This window comes from Bdellovibrio sp. ZAP7, from assembly GCF_006874645.1.
Taxonomy (GTDB): Bacteria; Bdellovibrionota; Bdellovibrionia; order Bdellovibrionales; family Bdellovibrionaceae; genus Bdellovibrio.
Map to the genome: position 1 here is coordinate 1,318,907 of NZ_CP030082.1, position 16,594 is coordinate 1,335,500.

Genomic DNA, 16,594 nt, shown 5'->3' on the forward strand with positions numbered 1-16,594 from the left:
GAATGAGAATTCCGTCGTACGACGCGCACAGCAACCGGAGCGGCAGTGGATATTGATTTTCTGAAATGTTGAGAACAAGCTCGGCAGGGTATTTGCCGAGCTTCGTGGCTGGTATTACTTTTTATTGCTAACCAGAACTTTAAACCCACCGACAGAGAATCGTTTCAACGAAAAGATCTCTTCCATCTGTTTCTTGTCCATTTGTTCGAATTCCTTGTGAACTTTTTTATTCACTTGCTGGCTGTGAGCTTTGGATTTGTAAACGACGAAAGCAAAGATCACCGTTTCTTCTTTCTTTAATTTACAAAGTTTTGGGAACGGCAATCCATAAGGCACGTCCAACTTGTCGCCGACACACTCATAGTAATCAAGCGCACCGTGCTTCATCCAGGTCTTCATTCCCAGAGTAGCCATCTTTTTATATTTCTTTACATTTTTCTTAGGGATTGGAATCACATATCCGTCAACGTATCGACTCATAAAAACCTCCATGGTTGATTTAGTTATTGAAGCATTATTGGAGGTTCAGGCCAAGTGAACATAGCCAAGGCGAAGTTGATTTTTGTAAAGTGGGTAATTCGTAAGGTCGTGAAGGGTGTAAATATTTAATTGTTTGCGAGTAAATCTGATGATGAAATAGTTTGATGATTAATAAGACAAAATTAAGCGCCATTTTTAACTCGAAAATCTTGCTTGCTGTCGTATTTGTTGCAGGATTGATGAGTGGGTCAGAAACCCTCGATTCGGTTGAGTCCAGTCGCCCTCCAATGACGTGGCAGGCAGTTGGAATACTCTTTTTATTTGGAATTTTCGCCATGTGCTTTGTGCTTGGTATTCAGATTCTAATTAAGAATAGCAAAGGGCTGAAGTACGGTTGGAAGGGATTCTATATAATAAGTTTCTATCTGATGGGTTCTGGCATTGGGGCGACCGCTGTTGCGATCACACGAAATTCTTTTGGTCCAGCTGCTGTAGTATTTATCTCAGTCGCAGCGGGAATAGGTGTGGGACTTTTAATCTTGAAGTCATCGCTAGAAGTGATTGCCCCAAAAAATGGAAACAAGTGACTTCAGATCGACGCGTGCAGCTACCGGAGCGGAGGTGGAAATTGCGAATCGTTAATTCTAAATTCGCGGCGCTCGTGAATACGAACGCCTAAGTGAGAAAGCGGAAACTACATTTCCTCAAGCGCGATATTGAAATCGTGTTCGGAGATCGCTTCGATACCTTCTTCTTCCAAAATATCTTGCGCTACAACTTGAGCATCAAGAAGTTTGTCTACGTTGTCGCTGACGAAGCTAGTTTTAAAGATCACTTTCTTTTTAGAACCTTCAACACCGATCACTGCAACTGCACCGTCAACGCCCGTGATGAATACTCCACCCAAGATGTCAGAAGACGCGTTGATTTCTTTCAGATGAGTTTTGATAAGCTTTGTAAGTTCAGATTTGATCTCTTGCATGGGAGGCTCTTTTCTAAGAATGAATTGGGCAAAAAAAAACCCGCGTTTCCGCAGGTTTGATATTTCTCTCAGAGGCTCATTTCCGGAGAAACTTCCATCAGAACGCATCCGATGAACAAAATTGGTAGTGAGAGGCGGACTTGAACCGCCGACCTACGGATTATGATTCCGTTGCTCTAACCAGCTGAGCTACCCCACCAACCGAACGCTTTCGCGTGAGCCGCAATTTTTATTAGTTCTGCGTCCTTCTGTCAATCCTTGCGTTTGCGTTAACTTAAGATTTTCAAAAATCCTAAGGCCCCCGGTCTTTGGTCTTGACCGTGCTGTCATATCACAATGGAATAATTACTCGGACATAATGGTCATTCTCAAGGAGGGGATAATTATATGAAAAGACTAATGATGGCAGCTCTGTTGCCGGTAATTGTGGCAGGTTGTACGAACTCCCAAAACAACCCGCTTAGCCCTGTGGTTGGCGGCTCTAACCGCGACATCAAGGTGTCAGCGAACCAACTTACGATCACTGCGATTGATGGAACGCCTTTATCAGACGCGCAGGTTTTGATCGGGGATGCATTGAATTCTCCGTTTGAGGGGAACCTTCTAACTGCTGACGCAAATGGTCAAATCGAGATCCCAGCGGGTTGGACTGACACTCAGCCAGTCACGATCAATGCCAAAGGTTACGTTCGCCAAACTTATATGGCGGTAAACCCAGGGGCGGTGACTTTCAAACTTCGCCCTTTAAATACAGTGAACCAATTTGAAGTAAAGGGGACGGCTCAAGGTCTTCCGATCAAAAATGGCGATGGCAACATCGACTTCGGCTTGGTTATGCAGGGCTTTAGCAAAATGCAGCTGTTCGCCTTCAATATGGATTCTGTATTGAGTGCGCAAAACGATAAGATCTCGGCACTTGGTCAAGAGATGGATATCCCAGCGAATCTTTCTTTGCCAAAACAAAGCGAGAAGTATGCTTTGTTCACGGTGACTTTGGATAAACCGGCTTACCGTATATATTTCGGTCAACCAGGAGTAACTCGCGTGTTTGTCGCGCGTGGGACTTTCCCGTTTAAACAAGTCGTCGACGGCGTGCGTGCAGGTAATAAGCTTTATGAAATGCTAAACGTGTTTAACCTAACGGGCGGCGCGATCCGTGACGTGAACTTGTCTAAAGGAAGCACTTCTTTGGATTTGCCAACGGACGAGATCAAGTTCTCGGTTAAAAACACGGTTGTGGCTCCTCAGTTCCGTGCGGATGAGACGTTTATGGCGGCAGGGTTGTCGGCTCAAGGTGGCTTGTTGCTTCCAACAGATGTTAAAAAGCTGAACGCTGGTCAAAAAGTTGCCTTAAACACAGCTCCCAACATGGAAGCGAATGTTTTAGCGGTTTTGACTAAGACCGAAGACCTTCGTAACAACATCGACCGCGTATCGACTGCGATCATCCCGATGGCAGGACAAACGACTCCACAGGTATTGCCTTTGATCAATAACCCAACAGTTGGAGCGGGTGGTCTTGAGATCGCAATGCCGCAGGTTCAGGGAGTGGCGGGAGTGAACCCCCTAGCAACTTACGCTGTGTTCTCAAACGAGATCCAAGTTCAGCAAGGCGCTGACAAGGTGAAACTGATGAACCAAACGTGGGAAGTTTACGCTGACAAATGGGTGAGTAACCTTAAAGTCCCAGCTTTCCCGAACGACACGCTTTTGAATGGCAACAAGCGTTGGGAAGTGAACTTTTTAGGCTCACAAACGGCTTCACAAGCACCAATGGGTGCTGCTATGATCGAAGCTGCAACACATGTCACACACAGCTCGATTAACTTCTAGAACTATTTTCGCATCTCTTGTGATCATCACAGGCTGCACCGTTATTGGTTGCAGCCTTTTTGATAAAAGACCTTCCGCCAACCAACAAATGGCGAAATTCAACAAACAAAGAGTGTTCTTCGCGCCCTACGACAATGTGTGGAGAGCAGCCCACGCTGTGATCAAATATCCCATCGCCCAAGAAAACCAAGACACCGGTGTGATCGAAACCGAATACATCAAAGGTCTTGATGGCTGGCTTCCCCCTGACGTCGCAAAACCACCATCCAGTGGTATCCGTTATAAATTGATGTTCACGTTCGCAAAAGGAACTGCCGACGGCAGAGAATCCACGCGCGTGACAATCGATAAGAAAATGGAAATCCTGCGCGACTTCTTCTCACAACCCGAACCGATGGAATCGGATGGGCTGGAAGAGAAGATTCTTTTTTACAGGATTGAGCGCGAGCTTGTGGTTATGGATGCGCTTAAGCGGGCTGGGAATTAGAGCTACTTCATAGGAATAATCTGAACCTCGACTTGATATCCGCGAGCAGTTAGCGATTTATATTTATGCGCAAGACTAATTTTCGAAAAAAAAGTGAGAATTTTCGAGAGTGGTTTTTTTTGCTTTACGGCTATGGCGAAAATGACTTTATAATCTGATGCCTTAAAAACAACGGGACGAACTTTTCCTGCCATCTTATGGTAGGCAATTACCCCGTGATTTGAAATTTCCGTCCGTATGTTCGGTTCTTGAGAAAAAAGCATACCAGAGACATGTCCCTGGTATAGTAGATGGCTAATCGACGATGCGCCGGTATGTTTTTTCACGTGAATTAAATGCTTGTCGTTGGTGAAAATATCGCAAAATTCAAATTTGGATCTACCTGCGATTTTTATAAATTGTTGGTCCATGCACGCCGCTTTTAGCGCGGCGGAGGCGCGCACATTATACGCACCTTCTTTTTCTGTAAAGCCCATTGCTGGCAACGGTAAATTAGAATGGACTATTGAGTTGATTGTTGTCTCAATCCCTTGCAAGTATTTTTGCTCAATTTCATACCAGTTTCCCTCGAGAAGTTTGTATGTTTTACCTTTCGATATGACTTCGCCATTTAAACATTCAAACACGGTCCACGAGTAGACTTCATTTCGTTTGAGACTTTTCCCTGGTTTGGTGGCTTCATGCTCATAGGCTTTAAGTCGATGTGATTTTAATATTTCGAGCGATAAATCTAAAGTCGATCCTTTTGCTTCTTCCTGTTCTTTCTTGGTTTTGAAGAAACTGAAGTATGATTCAATTGATGGGAATGTGTTGACGAAATTCCCTCTCTGGCCGGAGAACGAATACGAGTCTACTTTTGCGTCGTCAATTATTTCAGGCGCGCCTAAAAATAGTTCGGTAAAGTCACTGTTTTTGAGTTTGTTCATCAAAAGGTTTTCAAGCGGAAGTGTAATTTGGTCATCTGTTATTAGCTTAACATTATCGATCCACCCAAAGTCCGCTTGATAAGTTTTCTTTCGATAGTTGGTCAACAGCTCAGAACAGAGTGTAGCGATTTTCTCCAAAGGTTTTTCAGTGCGAATTGTTAATGACGATGAACCCTTTAAGTACTTAGCAAAACTATTTTCTAAATGACCTTCAACGGACTTGATTAGATCGCGATCAATTTCTATTTCAAATGCATTGAAATCAACGGGAGATGAGGCTTGTTGTTTTGTGTGAATTGATAATTGTTCCAAGGATCGTTTGTCGACGGTTTTGATTTTGTCGCTGGCTATGTTATTTAGGCAAACTTTGAGGCCGAAATCATTGACTATGTGAGATAGCTCCACCATGTATCTTCCAGCTGGTCCGAAAGTTAAGGCGAAAATGGAATTGTTGACCTCAACTATCAGTACGGCAGATGGTGAAGTGAGTGATTGAGGTAGTGATTCTTTGGCAATATGTGAACTAAGGAAGTCGTACCATTGAGGTGCTGTATCTTCAGGCTCTTTGAATGAAAATATAACCTGATCGCATCCTGAAATTCTTAAAGATACGGATCTGGAGCGGTAATCCTCTGTGATGTAACTTCTAAGGTCATCAGGCTTTCTTTTGAACAAGTACACATTTAAGAGCGTCATGTCATATTCTCCGATAGGTTTCTGATTCGGAACGACCCACCCAACTAATAAATCGTTGAGTGTATATTTATCGGTTTTTTTGTAGATAAATTTATGTTTGGTAAATAAGTGTTCGAAAATATCCTTGATTGTATCAATTTTGAAAAAGTTTGTTTGTTCTTTAACTGCGGATTGGTGATCGCTCTGTGAAACACCTAGCGAAACTATTTGAAGCAGTTGTAGGCGTCGTCACAATGCGAAACGTTGGCTTCATTCTGAAAGAGGATGTAATGATAGATTTGTGATGGAGGTCTTATGAAAAGAACAATTTTTGTTTTTAATGATGGCACAGGCCAGGCTTTGAAATCTGATGCACAATCGAATGTTGCCAAGATTTTTAATGCACTTCCTGGGAAAGTAATTTCCCACGAAGAGGCTGATTCCTACAAATTCGATGAAAACCAAGCATATCATGCGTTTTATATCCGTGGGATTGGAACTGAATCACTTAAACCGAAAGATAAAACAGCGGATACGAGATCCTGGTTTCAAAAACTGGGAGATTCGATTTCAGGTAAAGCAGCAATAGGTGTGGAATTGGCCACCGGACATTCTATCAGTGATCGTGTTGAGCGTTCGCTTAAATGTATAGAGTCGTTATGGCAAGAAGGTGATCGAGTATTTTTCATTGGATTTAGTCGAGGTGCTGCATCAGTTCGGTTGGGAGCGGCATATCTTGGGTCAAAAATTCCTAAATTTGAGGTTGAATACCTACTTGTTTTCGACACAGTTTATTCGGTTTTAACTGAAGTTCAAATTCGCGAAGAACCAAAAAGAACAAACTTCGAAGAGACGAACATTGGAACATTCGTAAAGAGGTGCGACCACATTATTGCAGGTGATGAAATGCGTGACATGTTTCCTGTTACGCCAGTTACGGTTAGGCCTGGGGTGCGTCAAATTCTCTTTGCGGGCTCCCATTCAGATGTTGGCGGCGGGAACCCCTCGGCATCGTTGTCGGATATTTCACTTGATTTTGTGATGGGTGAGTTAAAAGGGCTTGGGATTCTATTTGATTCAGCTAATGTTGCCGCACTACAAATACGTCCTGATCCAACGGCGAAAATTACTTTTGATAAATTCAATGGGACGGGCCAGACGCATTTTCCCAGAGATTTACGCAGTCTCAGCTTTTTGATTCATGAATCTGTTTTTAAAAGAGCAAATGCAAAGCAGTCAGTATCAATTGCGCTTGCACAATTAGCCACTTTCGACACAACTTCGAAAGAAGCTCTAGTAGAAGTCGCTTCTGTAAACACCAGATTCGGTCACTCTTAAGTTTAATGTTTGTATCGATGGTGTCGAAGAATTCGTACTCCTTAGTACGAATTCTTCGATTCTAGATATTTATTTCTGGGTTTTTACGATTTGCATCGCACTTGCGATCAAACCGCTCATGTCACTTAGGTTAGCCGGAACGATGATTGAGTTGTTCTTACTTGCAAGTTCTCCAAATGCATTCACGTATTGTTCTGCAACTTTTAAATTAACAGCATCCGCACCACCAGGTTCGCGGATTGCGGCAGCGGTCTTTCTGATTGCTTCTGCGCTTGCTTGGGCGATAGCTAGAATCGCGGCAGCTTCACCTTCGGCTTTATTAATGGACGCTTGTTTTTCACCTTCAGACTTTGCAATCGAAGCTTCTCTTTCGCCCGCAGCGATATTGATCTGCTCTTGCTTGCGACCTTCAGATGCAGCAATCAACGCACGCTTTTCGCGTTCCGCAGTGATCTGAGCTTGCATGGCATGCAGAATCTCTTTCGGCGGCGTCAAATCCTTGATCTCGTAACGAAGAACTTTAACACCCCAGTTAGCAGCAGATTCATCAATCGCATTAACGATCGTCGTATTGATGTGATCACGCTCTTCAAAAGTCTTATCCAATTCCATTTTACCGATCACCGAACGTAAAGTCGTTTGCGCAAGCTGAGTGATCGCAGCGATATAATTTGATGAACCATAAGAAGCACGCATTGGATCAGTAACTTGGAAGTACAAGATACCATCAACCTGCAACTGCGTATTGTCTTTCGTGATACAAACTTGCGGTGGAACATCCAAAGGAATCTCTTTAAGTTCATGTCGATAAGCTAAACGATCAATGAACGGTACGATCATATGAAGCCCAGGTCCCATAGTTGTATGGTACTTACCCAAGCGTTCGACGATCCAAGCATGTTGCTGGGGAACCACGTATACGGTCTTAAAGACGAAAATGACCGCGACGATAAGAATGACAGCTGTAATAAAAAATCCTAATTCCATTTAAGATAACTCCTTTTAATTCAATTTTTCTACGTAAAGTCGGCTGCCGCGAATCGCACGGATAATGTATGTGCCACTGACAGCTTCGCCGTGGATTAGCTCAATGTCCCACATGGCGCCGCGATAGTTTGCACGAGCTGTTTTTCCATCGATCCAAGTGTCGACTTTGACGGTTTGACCGATATCGATGTTCACGTTGGGATCTTTTTCGCTGCTTACGTTGTGAGGCTTGCCAAAGCGCGTTTTTCTAAGAATCAGAGTCGAAGTGATCCATACAACGGCGGCAACAATAGTCTGCAATGATGAATTGGCACCCATTAAAGCTGCGATCCCAGCAGCAGCAAGACCAATTGAAATCATGATGAGATAAAAGGTTCCGGTAACCAGTTCCAAACCCAATACCAATCCGGCCAAAATTAGCCACATTACCCAAGAGTCCATTTCACTTCCTTGTCATTGTTGTAAACAATATTTAGTCATTTAGTATGTTGTTTTGACAAGAACATTATTTATACCGGAAGATTTTCAGGAAGGTATCGGTCAGGAGGGCGGATGGTCGCTATAATTAAGTTATTCGTTTTTGTGTCTCAGGTGTTCGCATCATCAACTCCGACTCCTGATTGGGATAACTGCAAATCTGATCAGGATTGTATCCTTCCTCGCTTGAACTTTAGCTGCCGTGTGATGAAGGTAAAAGACAACATCGACTTTAAAACGGTGATTTCCTATTCTACTCATCGTCGTGAGTGCGAGAGAATGCCCTCTGTTCGTGATTTGAAAATATCGACCGACGACTACGTAGGATCTTGCGTTCAAAAGAAATGCATGGCTCGTCTTATTGGCGCCCTGCCTGTTTCCAAAAAAGAGTTGCCAGATGACGTTGCGAAGTTGTGTCAATCTGGTGATTTTGCCGACTATGGCGAAGGTTGGCTCGCAGGTGGTGGCAAGGAAATTCCTGGGCTTCCGAGGCAAGCACTTTATTTGGCCTGTAAGTATCCTGACGGCAGCTATTTCATATCCTGTATTTCATACTCAGATCGAGTTGAGGTTTCTTCTGCGTGGGCAATTAAAACGGGAAGCACTTACAAACAACAATTCGATAGAAATCAAGAGGAGCTACCGACGCAATGTCCACCTCATCCCGAATTATCTAAAGAAGCTATGGTTGAATTAGTTAAAGGTAATGGCAGAAAAAAATATAAGACACCTGGTCAATAAGGCAGTATGCGCACAAGTCTTCTTTCAAGTTTGAAAATCGTTGCGATGATGCTCGCGGTGGACAAAGAAATTCACCTCAAAGAGAAGGCGTGGTTCTTTGTGATCTGCAGGAACTATGGTGTTTCTTTTCGCGAAAAGCTGGAGCTTAGTGAATATCTCAATGGACGTTCCTCCCAAAGTTTGGAAGAGATCATTAGGGATATCGTTGAAGAGGAAGATCGTCGTCGGCTTTTAAACTTCGTACAAATGGCGATGCGGCAGGATGGATTAGTTAAAAACACTGAAATTGAGCTGTTTTACCGAATTAAGAAAGGGTTGGAGCCGAACCTTCGCAATGATTATGTGGAATTGGGTAGGGCGCTTCGCGAGCGAGAGAAAGAACTTATCGTTTGGGAGCAGCTTGAGAAATTAGGTAAAGCATTCTCTCAACCTGTTCGACCATGGTTTGGATATAGCTACTATATAAATGTTGATATTTGGTACCTGATTTCTTATCTAATAGAGAGCCATAAGCTCAAAATAATCACTTCAATTTTGATCATCGCAGCCGTGTGCTACTTGATTCATCTTCATTAAAAACTACGTGAGCTTCGCGAGGTTTATGGTCAAAAGGCACATTTCACCGTTAGATCTCCATTAACAAAGATTGATCTAATCTAACAGCAGGAGTATGTTGAGGCTCTGACCGTAAAAAGTAAGGATCCCCGATGAAACTCACTGACATCACTAAAGCTATCGCCCGCGAACTTGGAACTTCTGATCTTAAAGAGATCAATGCACTTCTTAAAAAAGAACCGGCAATCAAGTTCCGCATCACGGGTAAAGCCTTGGGGCATTTTGGTTTCACGGGGAATATCAAAAGTGTATCTGAAGAGGGTGTTAAGGCCTTCATGGCGAACAAAGTATCTTTGATCCGTTTAACTGACATCGAGACTTTCGAAAAAGCCAAACCGCGCGAAGAACGCCCTGTAAGACCTGCTAAAACAGAAAAGGCGGCGACGCCCGCGCCGGCTAAAGCCGCTGCTGCTAAAGCTCCAAAGGCCGCGGCAAAACCCAAACACCAAGATCTTGAAGACGACACCGACTTTGACGACGATGACAATTTCGACGGCGAAGATCTGCAACCTAAAAAGCAAAAAAAGGGCAAGCCTAAATCCGCAGGTAAAAGCGGCAGCAGATTCATTCCTACCGCTAAAAAATAACTTCAAGAAATTTTGATCTCGGAGCGAATCACAAATATAAATACAAATTCGCATCTTTGCGGTTCTTCTTGTTAAGAACTCGTGGATTTACATGGTGGTTGCCGGGATTTTACAATCCAAAATGCATTAGCGTTTCAAATTGAGACATTTCGAGTCTAGTGGATTCCTAAAGTTGCCGATAAGTATTCATATGAAGGCAAATATCTTGTACGTTTTTGCAATGCTGGTGACCTCATTCATCATTTCAGGGTGTACCCTAGATCTGAATTTGGTAGGCACTAAGCTAGAGATTCCAAGCTCGGGCAACACCAATGTTGTTGGTCCAACAACAGTTCTGCCGATGGGGCACCATACTCTTGCATACAATAAAGCTGTGGGTAAAAATCAATACGTCGGTTTGGATAGGTCGTATCAGGGTCCTAACGGTGGCTTGATTGACAATGCCGGGAATACGACTTTCGTGGGCGATAATGGCGTTTATACTTTCGATTCAACCGGTGTCCAAATTTTCAAAGCATCAATATCATACGCAACATACCCTAACTGGGTGACTGAACGCAGCCCGATGGTCAAAGATTCCAACGGGAATATTTATGTTGTCAGCAAAGTAAGCTTCAGTGGGGGAGCACAAGGTATTCTTAAAATTGCGCCCGACGGAACTTTTACGACTCTCTCGATTGTGGGAGCGGGTGGACAATTTATCAATGGTGCTTATGATATTGCTTTGATCAAACGCACCAACGGCACGGAAGAGCTGCATTTGACACCCTATTTAAATTTCAACCCCAATCCGGTTGAAGTCTATGCACTTGATGGAACTTATTTGCGCTCATATGGGGCGGCTGCGAATACAACTCTCTACTTCTTAGCTCAACATCCAACGTCTAAGAAAATCTATGTGTCGTCCAATAACTGGATCACTCGTGTGTATATTTATCAAGAAGACGGTACAGCTGATGGCTTCTTTGATTTAAGTGCGACACTTAAACATGCGGTTGACGTTAAGTTTGATTCAAGCGGCTATATGTATGTCGCAAATTATGGCGATCCAAACGACCAGAACAACGATCCTGACCGCGGTCTAAATGTGTATGACATTTCTTCAGGCACGCCGGTCTTAATCCGTACTTTACGCACCAGTGTTGCGCATCCTATTTCCATGTACCGTTTCGGTGTCTCTCCTGACGGCACTAAAATTATCGCCACCAACTCCTTGACCCCGGCCTCCGCAGTGGATGAGTTATGGCAATTATCCGGATCGTCTTATCAATATGTGAAAGACCTAACGAGTAAAGGAAGTGCTGCCCCTGATTTTAATAATTCAAATACCACCGCGGGCTTTGCTGTGGACCGAGACGAAAATATCTATATAGATGATAACGGCAATAAGCGCGTGAAGGTCTATTCAAAAACCGGTACATACTTGCGCGAATTTTCAGTCGATAACGCTGGAATCACTTGGTGGGCCGATCACTTCGTAGCTATAACCAGTACGGATAAAGTGGTGACTGGCGGTTACGAATTTTCCGTGGGCGTTCATACCTCAAAAGTGTTTTTCCAGGTCCGTTCAAAAACGGGCGTTGAGGAGAGTGCTGGCTTCGTTTATTTCTCGAACAACCTGGCAGCTCCAAGGTTTATCGGGATCGATTCTGAAGATCAAATGTGGTTTGATGACGGAGGATCGATTTATCGAGCCAATCTGAGTGGAACCATCACGTATTCATTTGATTACGCTGCTAATCCTGCGGGATTAGGGGTGGCAGGAGCGCTGGGCGCCCAAGCCATAGGCGATAAAGTTTATTTCTTAGATTCAGGCGACTTTACACTGCACGCAATTGATCTTCAGGGTAATCCTTCCCAGGTCATGGGAGCTTCAGAGTACGCTCCGGCAAATCTTTTTGCGGTTTTACCTTCGGGTGGTATTCAAGCTCTAGCTGGCGGCAAGTTTGCTTGTTTGGCTTATGATATGTCCTTTAATCCACTCTATGTGGTGATTGATCCGGCAAATAACTATAAGATCGTTTCAACTATCACTTCACCTGATCCCACTGCATTTTCCACAATGATGATTTGGACTTCTGCTGGGCTTGTGAATAAAGGTACTTACGACCGTATTTTCTTCTGGGATGTTCAGTAACTAAGTCGGTACGGCAGCCTTAATATTTAAGACTTGTGCGCTTCTTTACAGAGGCGCATATTCTTAAATATCACTTCTTCCCCAAGGCACAGTCATGATTCAGTCTTCTTCTTCGTCCTCGACTCTTACTCCGGCAATTCCCGGAGCGACGTCTAAAAGTTTTCTGGCGTTAGCAATGGGTGGTTTCGGTATCGGGATGACCGAGTTTGTGATTATGGGGCTGCTTCCGAATGTGGCTCAGCATCTGAACATCACGATTCCTGAAGCCGGGCATGTGATTTCATCTTATGCCTTGGGTGTGGTGGTCGGTGCACCGCTATTGACAGTGCTGGGAGCCAAGTATTCTGCCAAAAATTTATTGTTATTTTTGATGGCGCTTTTCACCGTTTTTAACGGTGTGTCGGCGTTGGCGACGGACTATTATTCGTTGATGCTGTTCCGTTTTATGGCGGGGCTGCCTCACGGAGCCTATTTTGGAGTTGGAGCAGTTGTTGCCAGTCGCTTAGCGAAACCGGGTAAAGAAGCCTCGGCCGTGGCCAGCATGTTAACCGGTCTTACGATTGCAAATGTCGTGGGAGTTCCCTTGGGAACTTATGTGGGCGTCCGCTTTGGTTGGCAATGGGCTTTTGTGATGGTGGCGATTGTGGGACTGGCCACAACATTGGCTTTAAAATCTTGGATTCCCGCAATTCCAAAAAATCCAACGGCAAGTTTCAAAAGTGAATTTAAAATATTTAGAAACTTCAATCTGTGGATCTGTATCGTGATCACCGCTATTGGCTTTGGCGGCTTCTTTGCGTGGATCAGTTATATTGCTCCTCTGCTGACAGATGTGACCAAGGTGTCGCCTGAAATGATTCCGTTGTGGATGGTTCTAGCCGGCGTGGGTATGACGGCGGGAATTATCTTTGGCGGCAAACTTGCGGATCGTTTTTCGGCATTGAAGGCTGCCATCGCACTGATGACAGCAATGATGTTGATGTTAATTTTAAGCAGTTTGTTAGCCGAGTACCAGGTCGCAACATTCGTGATGGTTTTCTTAACGGGAATGTTCGCAATGGCGCAATGTCCACCGGTGCAAATGTTGTTAATTCAAAACTCTCAAGGTGGGGAGATGCTGGGTTCTTCTTTGGGGCAGGCGTGTTTTAATATAGGAAATTCTTTGGGAGCATTCCTTGGGGGATTGCCGTTGGTCATGGGATATAGTTATGCGGCTCCAACATTGGTGGGCGCGATGATGTCGCTGGTGGGAATTGTTTTTGCCTTCCTTTTGATGAAGCGTGTTTCCGGTTGGTTCTGGGTGCGTTAGTCACCCGATTATTTGGAATAATTCACCTGATAGTGTAGCTCGACAAAAAGATTTGCGATGGGAGTCGCCGATAGCAACTTCATTGGTGGATGTATCTTTCTTGGAAACAGCGGGGCACCACCTGATAAGGTTAACGGTGCGACTTGAATGATCATCTCATCCAGCAACCCAGCATCATAAAACTTGGCAGTCAGCTCTCCTCCGCCAACAATCCAGACGTTTTTATCACCGGCGGCCTTTTTCATTGCTTCATGCACGGGGCGCACATCACCTTGAACAAAGCGCACATCAACACCGGGAATAACCGGCAGCTTGCGAGTGGTAAAAATCCACGATGGCATTTTATAGGGCCAAGCAGCGGTTTTGTCAGAGGCCTTGGATACTTGGTGTTCGTAAAGCCACTCGTAAGTATGTGAACCCATGGCGATGGCACCCACATCCTTGATAAAGTTCTCGTAAGTCGGCGGGACTTCACCATCACTAAATTGAAAGAGCCAATCCAAAGAGTTGTTTTCATCTGCCAAGTAACCATTCAAACTTGTCGCGCCGTAAAACTGTGTTTTCATAAATTGACCTTACGTTAAGCGGAGAGAACTGTACAGCTTTGGAAAACCTGACTGCCTGGTCTTTTGTCCATCAAATAAAAAGAGGTCTGTCATCCTTTCGAAGGACAGAAAATAGCAAACATTCTGATCTAATGAATGTCATGAATCATACAATCTCATCTTTTCTGATTATTTTTCTGTTTGCGACCACGGCTCGAGCTGAAAGTAATTCCTTAGTGTCAAACTGGGGAGTGGAGGCCGGAGCTCTTTATCTGAATCAAAGTTCTGGCGGCGAGACCACCACGATCCTTCCCATGCTTGACGGGGGGCTGTGGCTGTCTGGCAATTGGGCTTTAAATGTTCAAATCGGTGGGACCGCCTATAAGGACTCATCGACAGACAAAACTTTTACGATCGGCGTGGCTCGTATAAATCCAGTTTATCGAATTCCTGCTACGAAATTTTCTGTTGAGGCATTGCTGGGGATGCAGAAATGGGAAGAGCAGGATGCTAAGGCCGATCTGGGTCTTCGTGGGAACTATGTGGTCGGCAATGACTGGCTCAGCGAGCTATTTTTCGGTGCGGGCTCTGTCCAGCATGATGAAGTCACTAACTATGTAACGGTGGGAATGAAGAAATGGTTTTAAATTCAATTTATTCACGAACGATTTTCACTGCAGCAACCTTGAGTTTGATCTTGGCTTCCTGTGGGCGTGGGCTTGACAGTAAATCTTCTGGTTCAAGTTCCCAAACCCCGGCAACTCCAAGCACGCCCGCAACTCCGGCGCCAAGTGCTCCGGTTCTTACAATGACCTACTATCCGGTAAAAGAATTGATCTTTGATTGGACGGATTCTGATTCGGAAGACAATTACAAATTTATGATGGATGCCACGGGATCTTCGGGGTGGACAGAGCTTTCAACATTAGGACAGGACTTGGTGATGCATCAAGATTCTATCTATACGACGTTGAACGAGCGCATTGGGGCAAAATATAAAATCATGGCCTGCAATACCGGCGGTTGCACGGATTCTAACATCGTGACGGTCAATGCACCGATGACCGCAGCGATTGGATATTTCAAGGCATCCAATTCGGCGGCTTCTGATTCATTTGGTTATAAAGTTGCAGTTTCAAAAAATGGAACTTATATGGCAGTGTCAGCGACCGGAGAGGACAGCAACGCGACAGGTGTCGGTGGCTTGCAGAGCAACAACTCCGCATCCGGCAGTGGTGCCGTATATATTTTTAAACGCGATGGCAGTACGTGGGCGCAAATGGCTTACATAAAGCCTTCCAACACGGCATCCAACATGAACTTTGGACAATCACTTTCCCTGTCTGATGATGGTGACTATCTGGCTGTCGGTGCAAATATGGAAAGTACGACCGCTGCGACTTCCGGAGCTGCTTATATTTTCAAAAGAACTTCCTCGACGTGGGCGCAACAAGCTTTTCTAAAAGCTTCGAATCCGGAAGCAGCTGATGAGTTCGGTATCTCCGTGGATATTTCCGGAGATGGTACCACGTTAGCGGTGGGAGCCTATACCGAGGACAGTGCTGCCAGTGGTATTAATGGCGATGAAACCAGCAACGCAGCATCCGCCGCTGGTGCCGCCTATGTTTTCACTCGCTCAGGGACTTCCTGGTCACAAGAAGCCTATATCAAAGCTTCGAATCCCACCAGTGGGGATCGTTTCGGCGCGTCCGTGTCGATTTCTGCTGATGGAACTGCGTTGGCAGTGGGTGCAAGTCAAGAATCCAGTAATGCCACAGGCGTTGGTGGAAATCAGAACAATGAATCTGCACCAGCGTCGGGGGCAGCGTACGTCTTTAGAAAAACAAACTCGGTTTGGTCGCAACAAGCTTATATCAAGGCTTCCAACCCAAGTCCCTATGATAACTTTGCGAACAATTTAAGCTTGGCTGATGACGGTCTGACTTTAGCGGTTGGATCTTATGGAGAAGCCAGTAACGCAACCGGCGTTAACAGTGGCAATCAGGCTGACAACTCGCTTTCAATTGCGGGGGCGGTTTATATATTTTCATTTAACGGCACCGTGTGGTCGCAACAAGCTTACATTAAAGCCAGCAATACCAAAGCAAGTTTGGTATTTGGCTGGAGTGTTTCTCTTTCTGCCGATGGCAATAAACTTGCGGTGGGTGCCTATCAAGACAACAGCTCCGGAACAAGCGTTGATGGAAATCAATCTGACACCAGTGCCACGAGTGCAGGATCAGCATTTTTATTTTCCAGAACGGGCACCACTTGGAGTCAACAAGCCTATTTCAAAGCTCCCAATGCAGAGGCTCAAGACTATTTTGGATACAGCATCGCATTGTCAGGCAATGGAAATTATCTGTGTGTCGGAGCGACGGGTGAAGACAGTTCGGCCACGGGAGTGGGTGGGGCTCAGACCAATGGAGCGTCAGCTGCGGGAGCTGTTTACGTCTATTAACTTTGCAGATCTTG

Annotated in this window: 17 protein-coding genes and 1 tRNA gene; 11 read left to right on the top strand and 7 right to left on the bottom strand. The window is 44.8% G+C overall.

Annotated elements, in window-relative coordinates:
* Positions 1-114: 114 nt before the first annotated feature.
* A complete protein-coding gene (locus tag DOM22_RS06460; protein WP_142699581.1) occupies positions 115-480 on the bottom strand; it encodes a DUF1428 domain-containing protein in 366 nt (121 codons plus the stop codon).
* Between the two features lie 164 nt (positions 481-644).
* Between DOM22_RS06460 and DOM22_RS06465 the strand changes: the two genes are divergently transcribed.
* A complete protein-coding gene (locus tag DOM22_RS06465) occupies positions 645-1,067 on the top strand; it encodes a hypothetical protein (RefSeq protein WP_142699582.1) in 423 nt (140 codons plus the stop codon).
* 107 nt (positions 1,068-1,174) lie between these two features.
* Here DOM22_RS06465 and DOM22_RS06470 read toward each other — a convergent pair whose 3' ends face one another.
* A complete protein-coding gene (locus tag DOM22_RS06470) occupies positions 1,175-1,462 on the bottom strand; it encodes a hypothetical protein (protein WP_142699583.1) in 288 nt (95 codons plus the stop codon).
* Positions 1,463-1,584: 122 nt separating this feature from the next.
* Positions 1,585-1,661 (bottom strand) — tRNA-Met (locus DOM22_RS06475).
* Between the two features lie 188 nt (positions 1,662-1,849).
* Here DOM22_RS06475 and DOM22_RS06480 point away from each other — a divergent pair.
* Both DOM22_RS06480 and DOM22_RS06485 read left to right on the top strand, forming a co-directional pair.
* A complete protein-coding gene (locus DOM22_RS06480; protein ID WP_142699584.1) occupies positions 1,850-3,295 on the top strand; it encodes a hypothetical protein in 1,446 nt (481 codons plus the stop codon).
* Positions 3,267-3,782 carry a hypothetical protein gene (locus tag DOM22_RS06485; protein ID WP_142699585.1) on the top strand — a complete coding sequence of 172 codons (516 nt, stop codon included), beginning with the start codon at positions 3,267-3,269 and terminating at the stop codon, positions 3,780-3,782. Before DOM22_RS06480 ends, DOM22_RS06485 begins: the two co-directional genes overlap by 29 nt.
* 2 nt (positions 3,783-3,784) lie before the next feature.
* Here DOM22_RS06485 and DOM22_RS06490 read toward each other — a convergent pair whose 3' ends face one another.
* Positions 3,785-5,404 carry a DUF6119 family protein gene (locus tag DOM22_RS06490; RefSeq protein ID WP_142699586.1) on the bottom strand — a complete coding sequence of 540 codons (1,620 nt, stop codon included), beginning with the start codon at positions 5,402-5,404 and terminating at the stop codon, positions 3,785-3,787.
* A gap of 294 nt (positions 5,405-5,698) precedes the next feature.
* On the opposite strand from DOM22_RS06490, the gene DOM22_RS06495 reads away from it, so the two are divergent.
* Complete coding sequence (locus tag DOM22_RS06495; protein WP_142699587.1) at positions 5,699-6,721, top strand: DUF2235 domain-containing protein; 1,023 nt, start codon at positions 5,699-5,701, stop codon at positions 6,719-6,721.
* A gap of 69 nt (positions 6,722-6,790) precedes the next feature.
* Here the strand turns inward: DOM22_RS06495 and DOM22_RS06500 are convergent, their stop codons facing one another.
* Positions 6,791-7,708 (bottom strand): SPFH domain-containing protein, encoded by a 918-nt coding sequence (locus tag DOM22_RS06500; protein ID WP_142699588.1) that lies wholly within the window; start codon positions 7,706-7,708, stop codon positions 6,791-6,793.
* Positions 7,709-7,723: 15 nt separating this feature from the next.
* Positions 7,724-8,149 carry an NfeD family protein gene (locus tag DOM22_RS06505; protein WP_142699589.1) on the bottom strand — a complete coding sequence of 142 codons (426 nt, stop codon included), beginning with the start codon at positions 8,147-8,149 and terminating at the stop codon, positions 7,724-7,726.
* Positions 8,150-8,260: 111 nt separating this feature from the next.
* On the opposite strand from DOM22_RS06505, the gene DOM22_RS06510 reads away from it, so the two are divergent.
* The 5 genes from DOM22_RS06510 (at position 8,261) to DOM22_RS06530 (ending at position 13,574) form a co-directional block, all read left to right on the top strand.
* On the top strand, positions 8,261-8,926 hold the full coding sequence (locus DOM22_RS06510) for a hypothetical protein (protein ID WP_142699590.1): 666 nt from the start codon (positions 8,261-8,263) through the stop codon (positions 8,924-8,926).
* 6 nt (positions 8,927-8,932) lie between these two features.
* Positions 8,933-9,502 (top strand): hypothetical protein, encoded by a 570-nt coding sequence (locus DOM22_RS06515; protein WP_210415700.1) that lies wholly within the window; start codon positions 8,933-8,935, stop codon positions 9,500-9,502.
* 131 nt (positions 9,503-9,633) lie between these two features.
* Positions 9,634-10,128, top strand: a complete 495-nt coding sequence (locus DOM22_RS06520; protein ID WP_142699592.1) for a hypothetical protein — start codon at positions 9,634-9,636, stop codon at positions 10,126-10,128.
* Between the two features lie 190 nt (positions 10,129-10,318).
* Complete coding sequence (locus tag DOM22_RS06525) at positions 10,319-12,265, top strand: hypothetical protein (protein WP_142699593.1); 1,947 nt, start codon at positions 10,319-10,321, stop codon at positions 12,263-12,265.
* A 94-nt stretch (positions 12,266-12,359) separates the two neighbouring features.
* On the top strand, positions 12,360-13,574 hold the full coding sequence (locus tag DOM22_RS06530) for an MFS transporter (RefSeq protein WP_142699594.1): 1,215 nt from the start codon (positions 12,360-12,362) through the stop codon (positions 13,572-13,574).
* Between the two features lie 8 nt (positions 13,575-13,582).
* On the opposite strand, the gene DOM22_RS06535 is transcribed toward DOM22_RS06530, so the two are convergent.
* On the bottom strand, positions 13,583-14,140 hold the full coding sequence (locus DOM22_RS06535; RefSeq protein ID WP_142699595.1) for a dihydrofolate reductase family protein: 558 nt from the start codon (positions 14,138-14,140) through the stop codon (positions 13,583-13,585).
* 140 nt (positions 14,141-14,280) lie between these two features.
* On the opposite strand from DOM22_RS06535, the gene DOM22_RS06540 reads away from it, so the two are divergent.
* Positions 14,281-14,766 carry a hypothetical protein gene (locus tag DOM22_RS06540; protein WP_142699596.1) on the top strand — a complete coding sequence of 162 codons (486 nt, stop codon included), beginning with the start codon at positions 14,281-14,283 and terminating at the stop codon, positions 14,764-14,766.
* Positions 14,757-16,580, top strand: a complete 1,824-nt coding sequence (locus DOM22_RS06545; protein ID WP_142699597.1) for an integrin — start codon at positions 14,757-14,759, stop codon at positions 16,578-16,580. The genes DOM22_RS06540 and DOM22_RS06545 overlap by 10 nt, the downstream gene beginning before the upstream one ends.
* Positions 16,581-16,594: the final 14 nt, after the last annotated feature.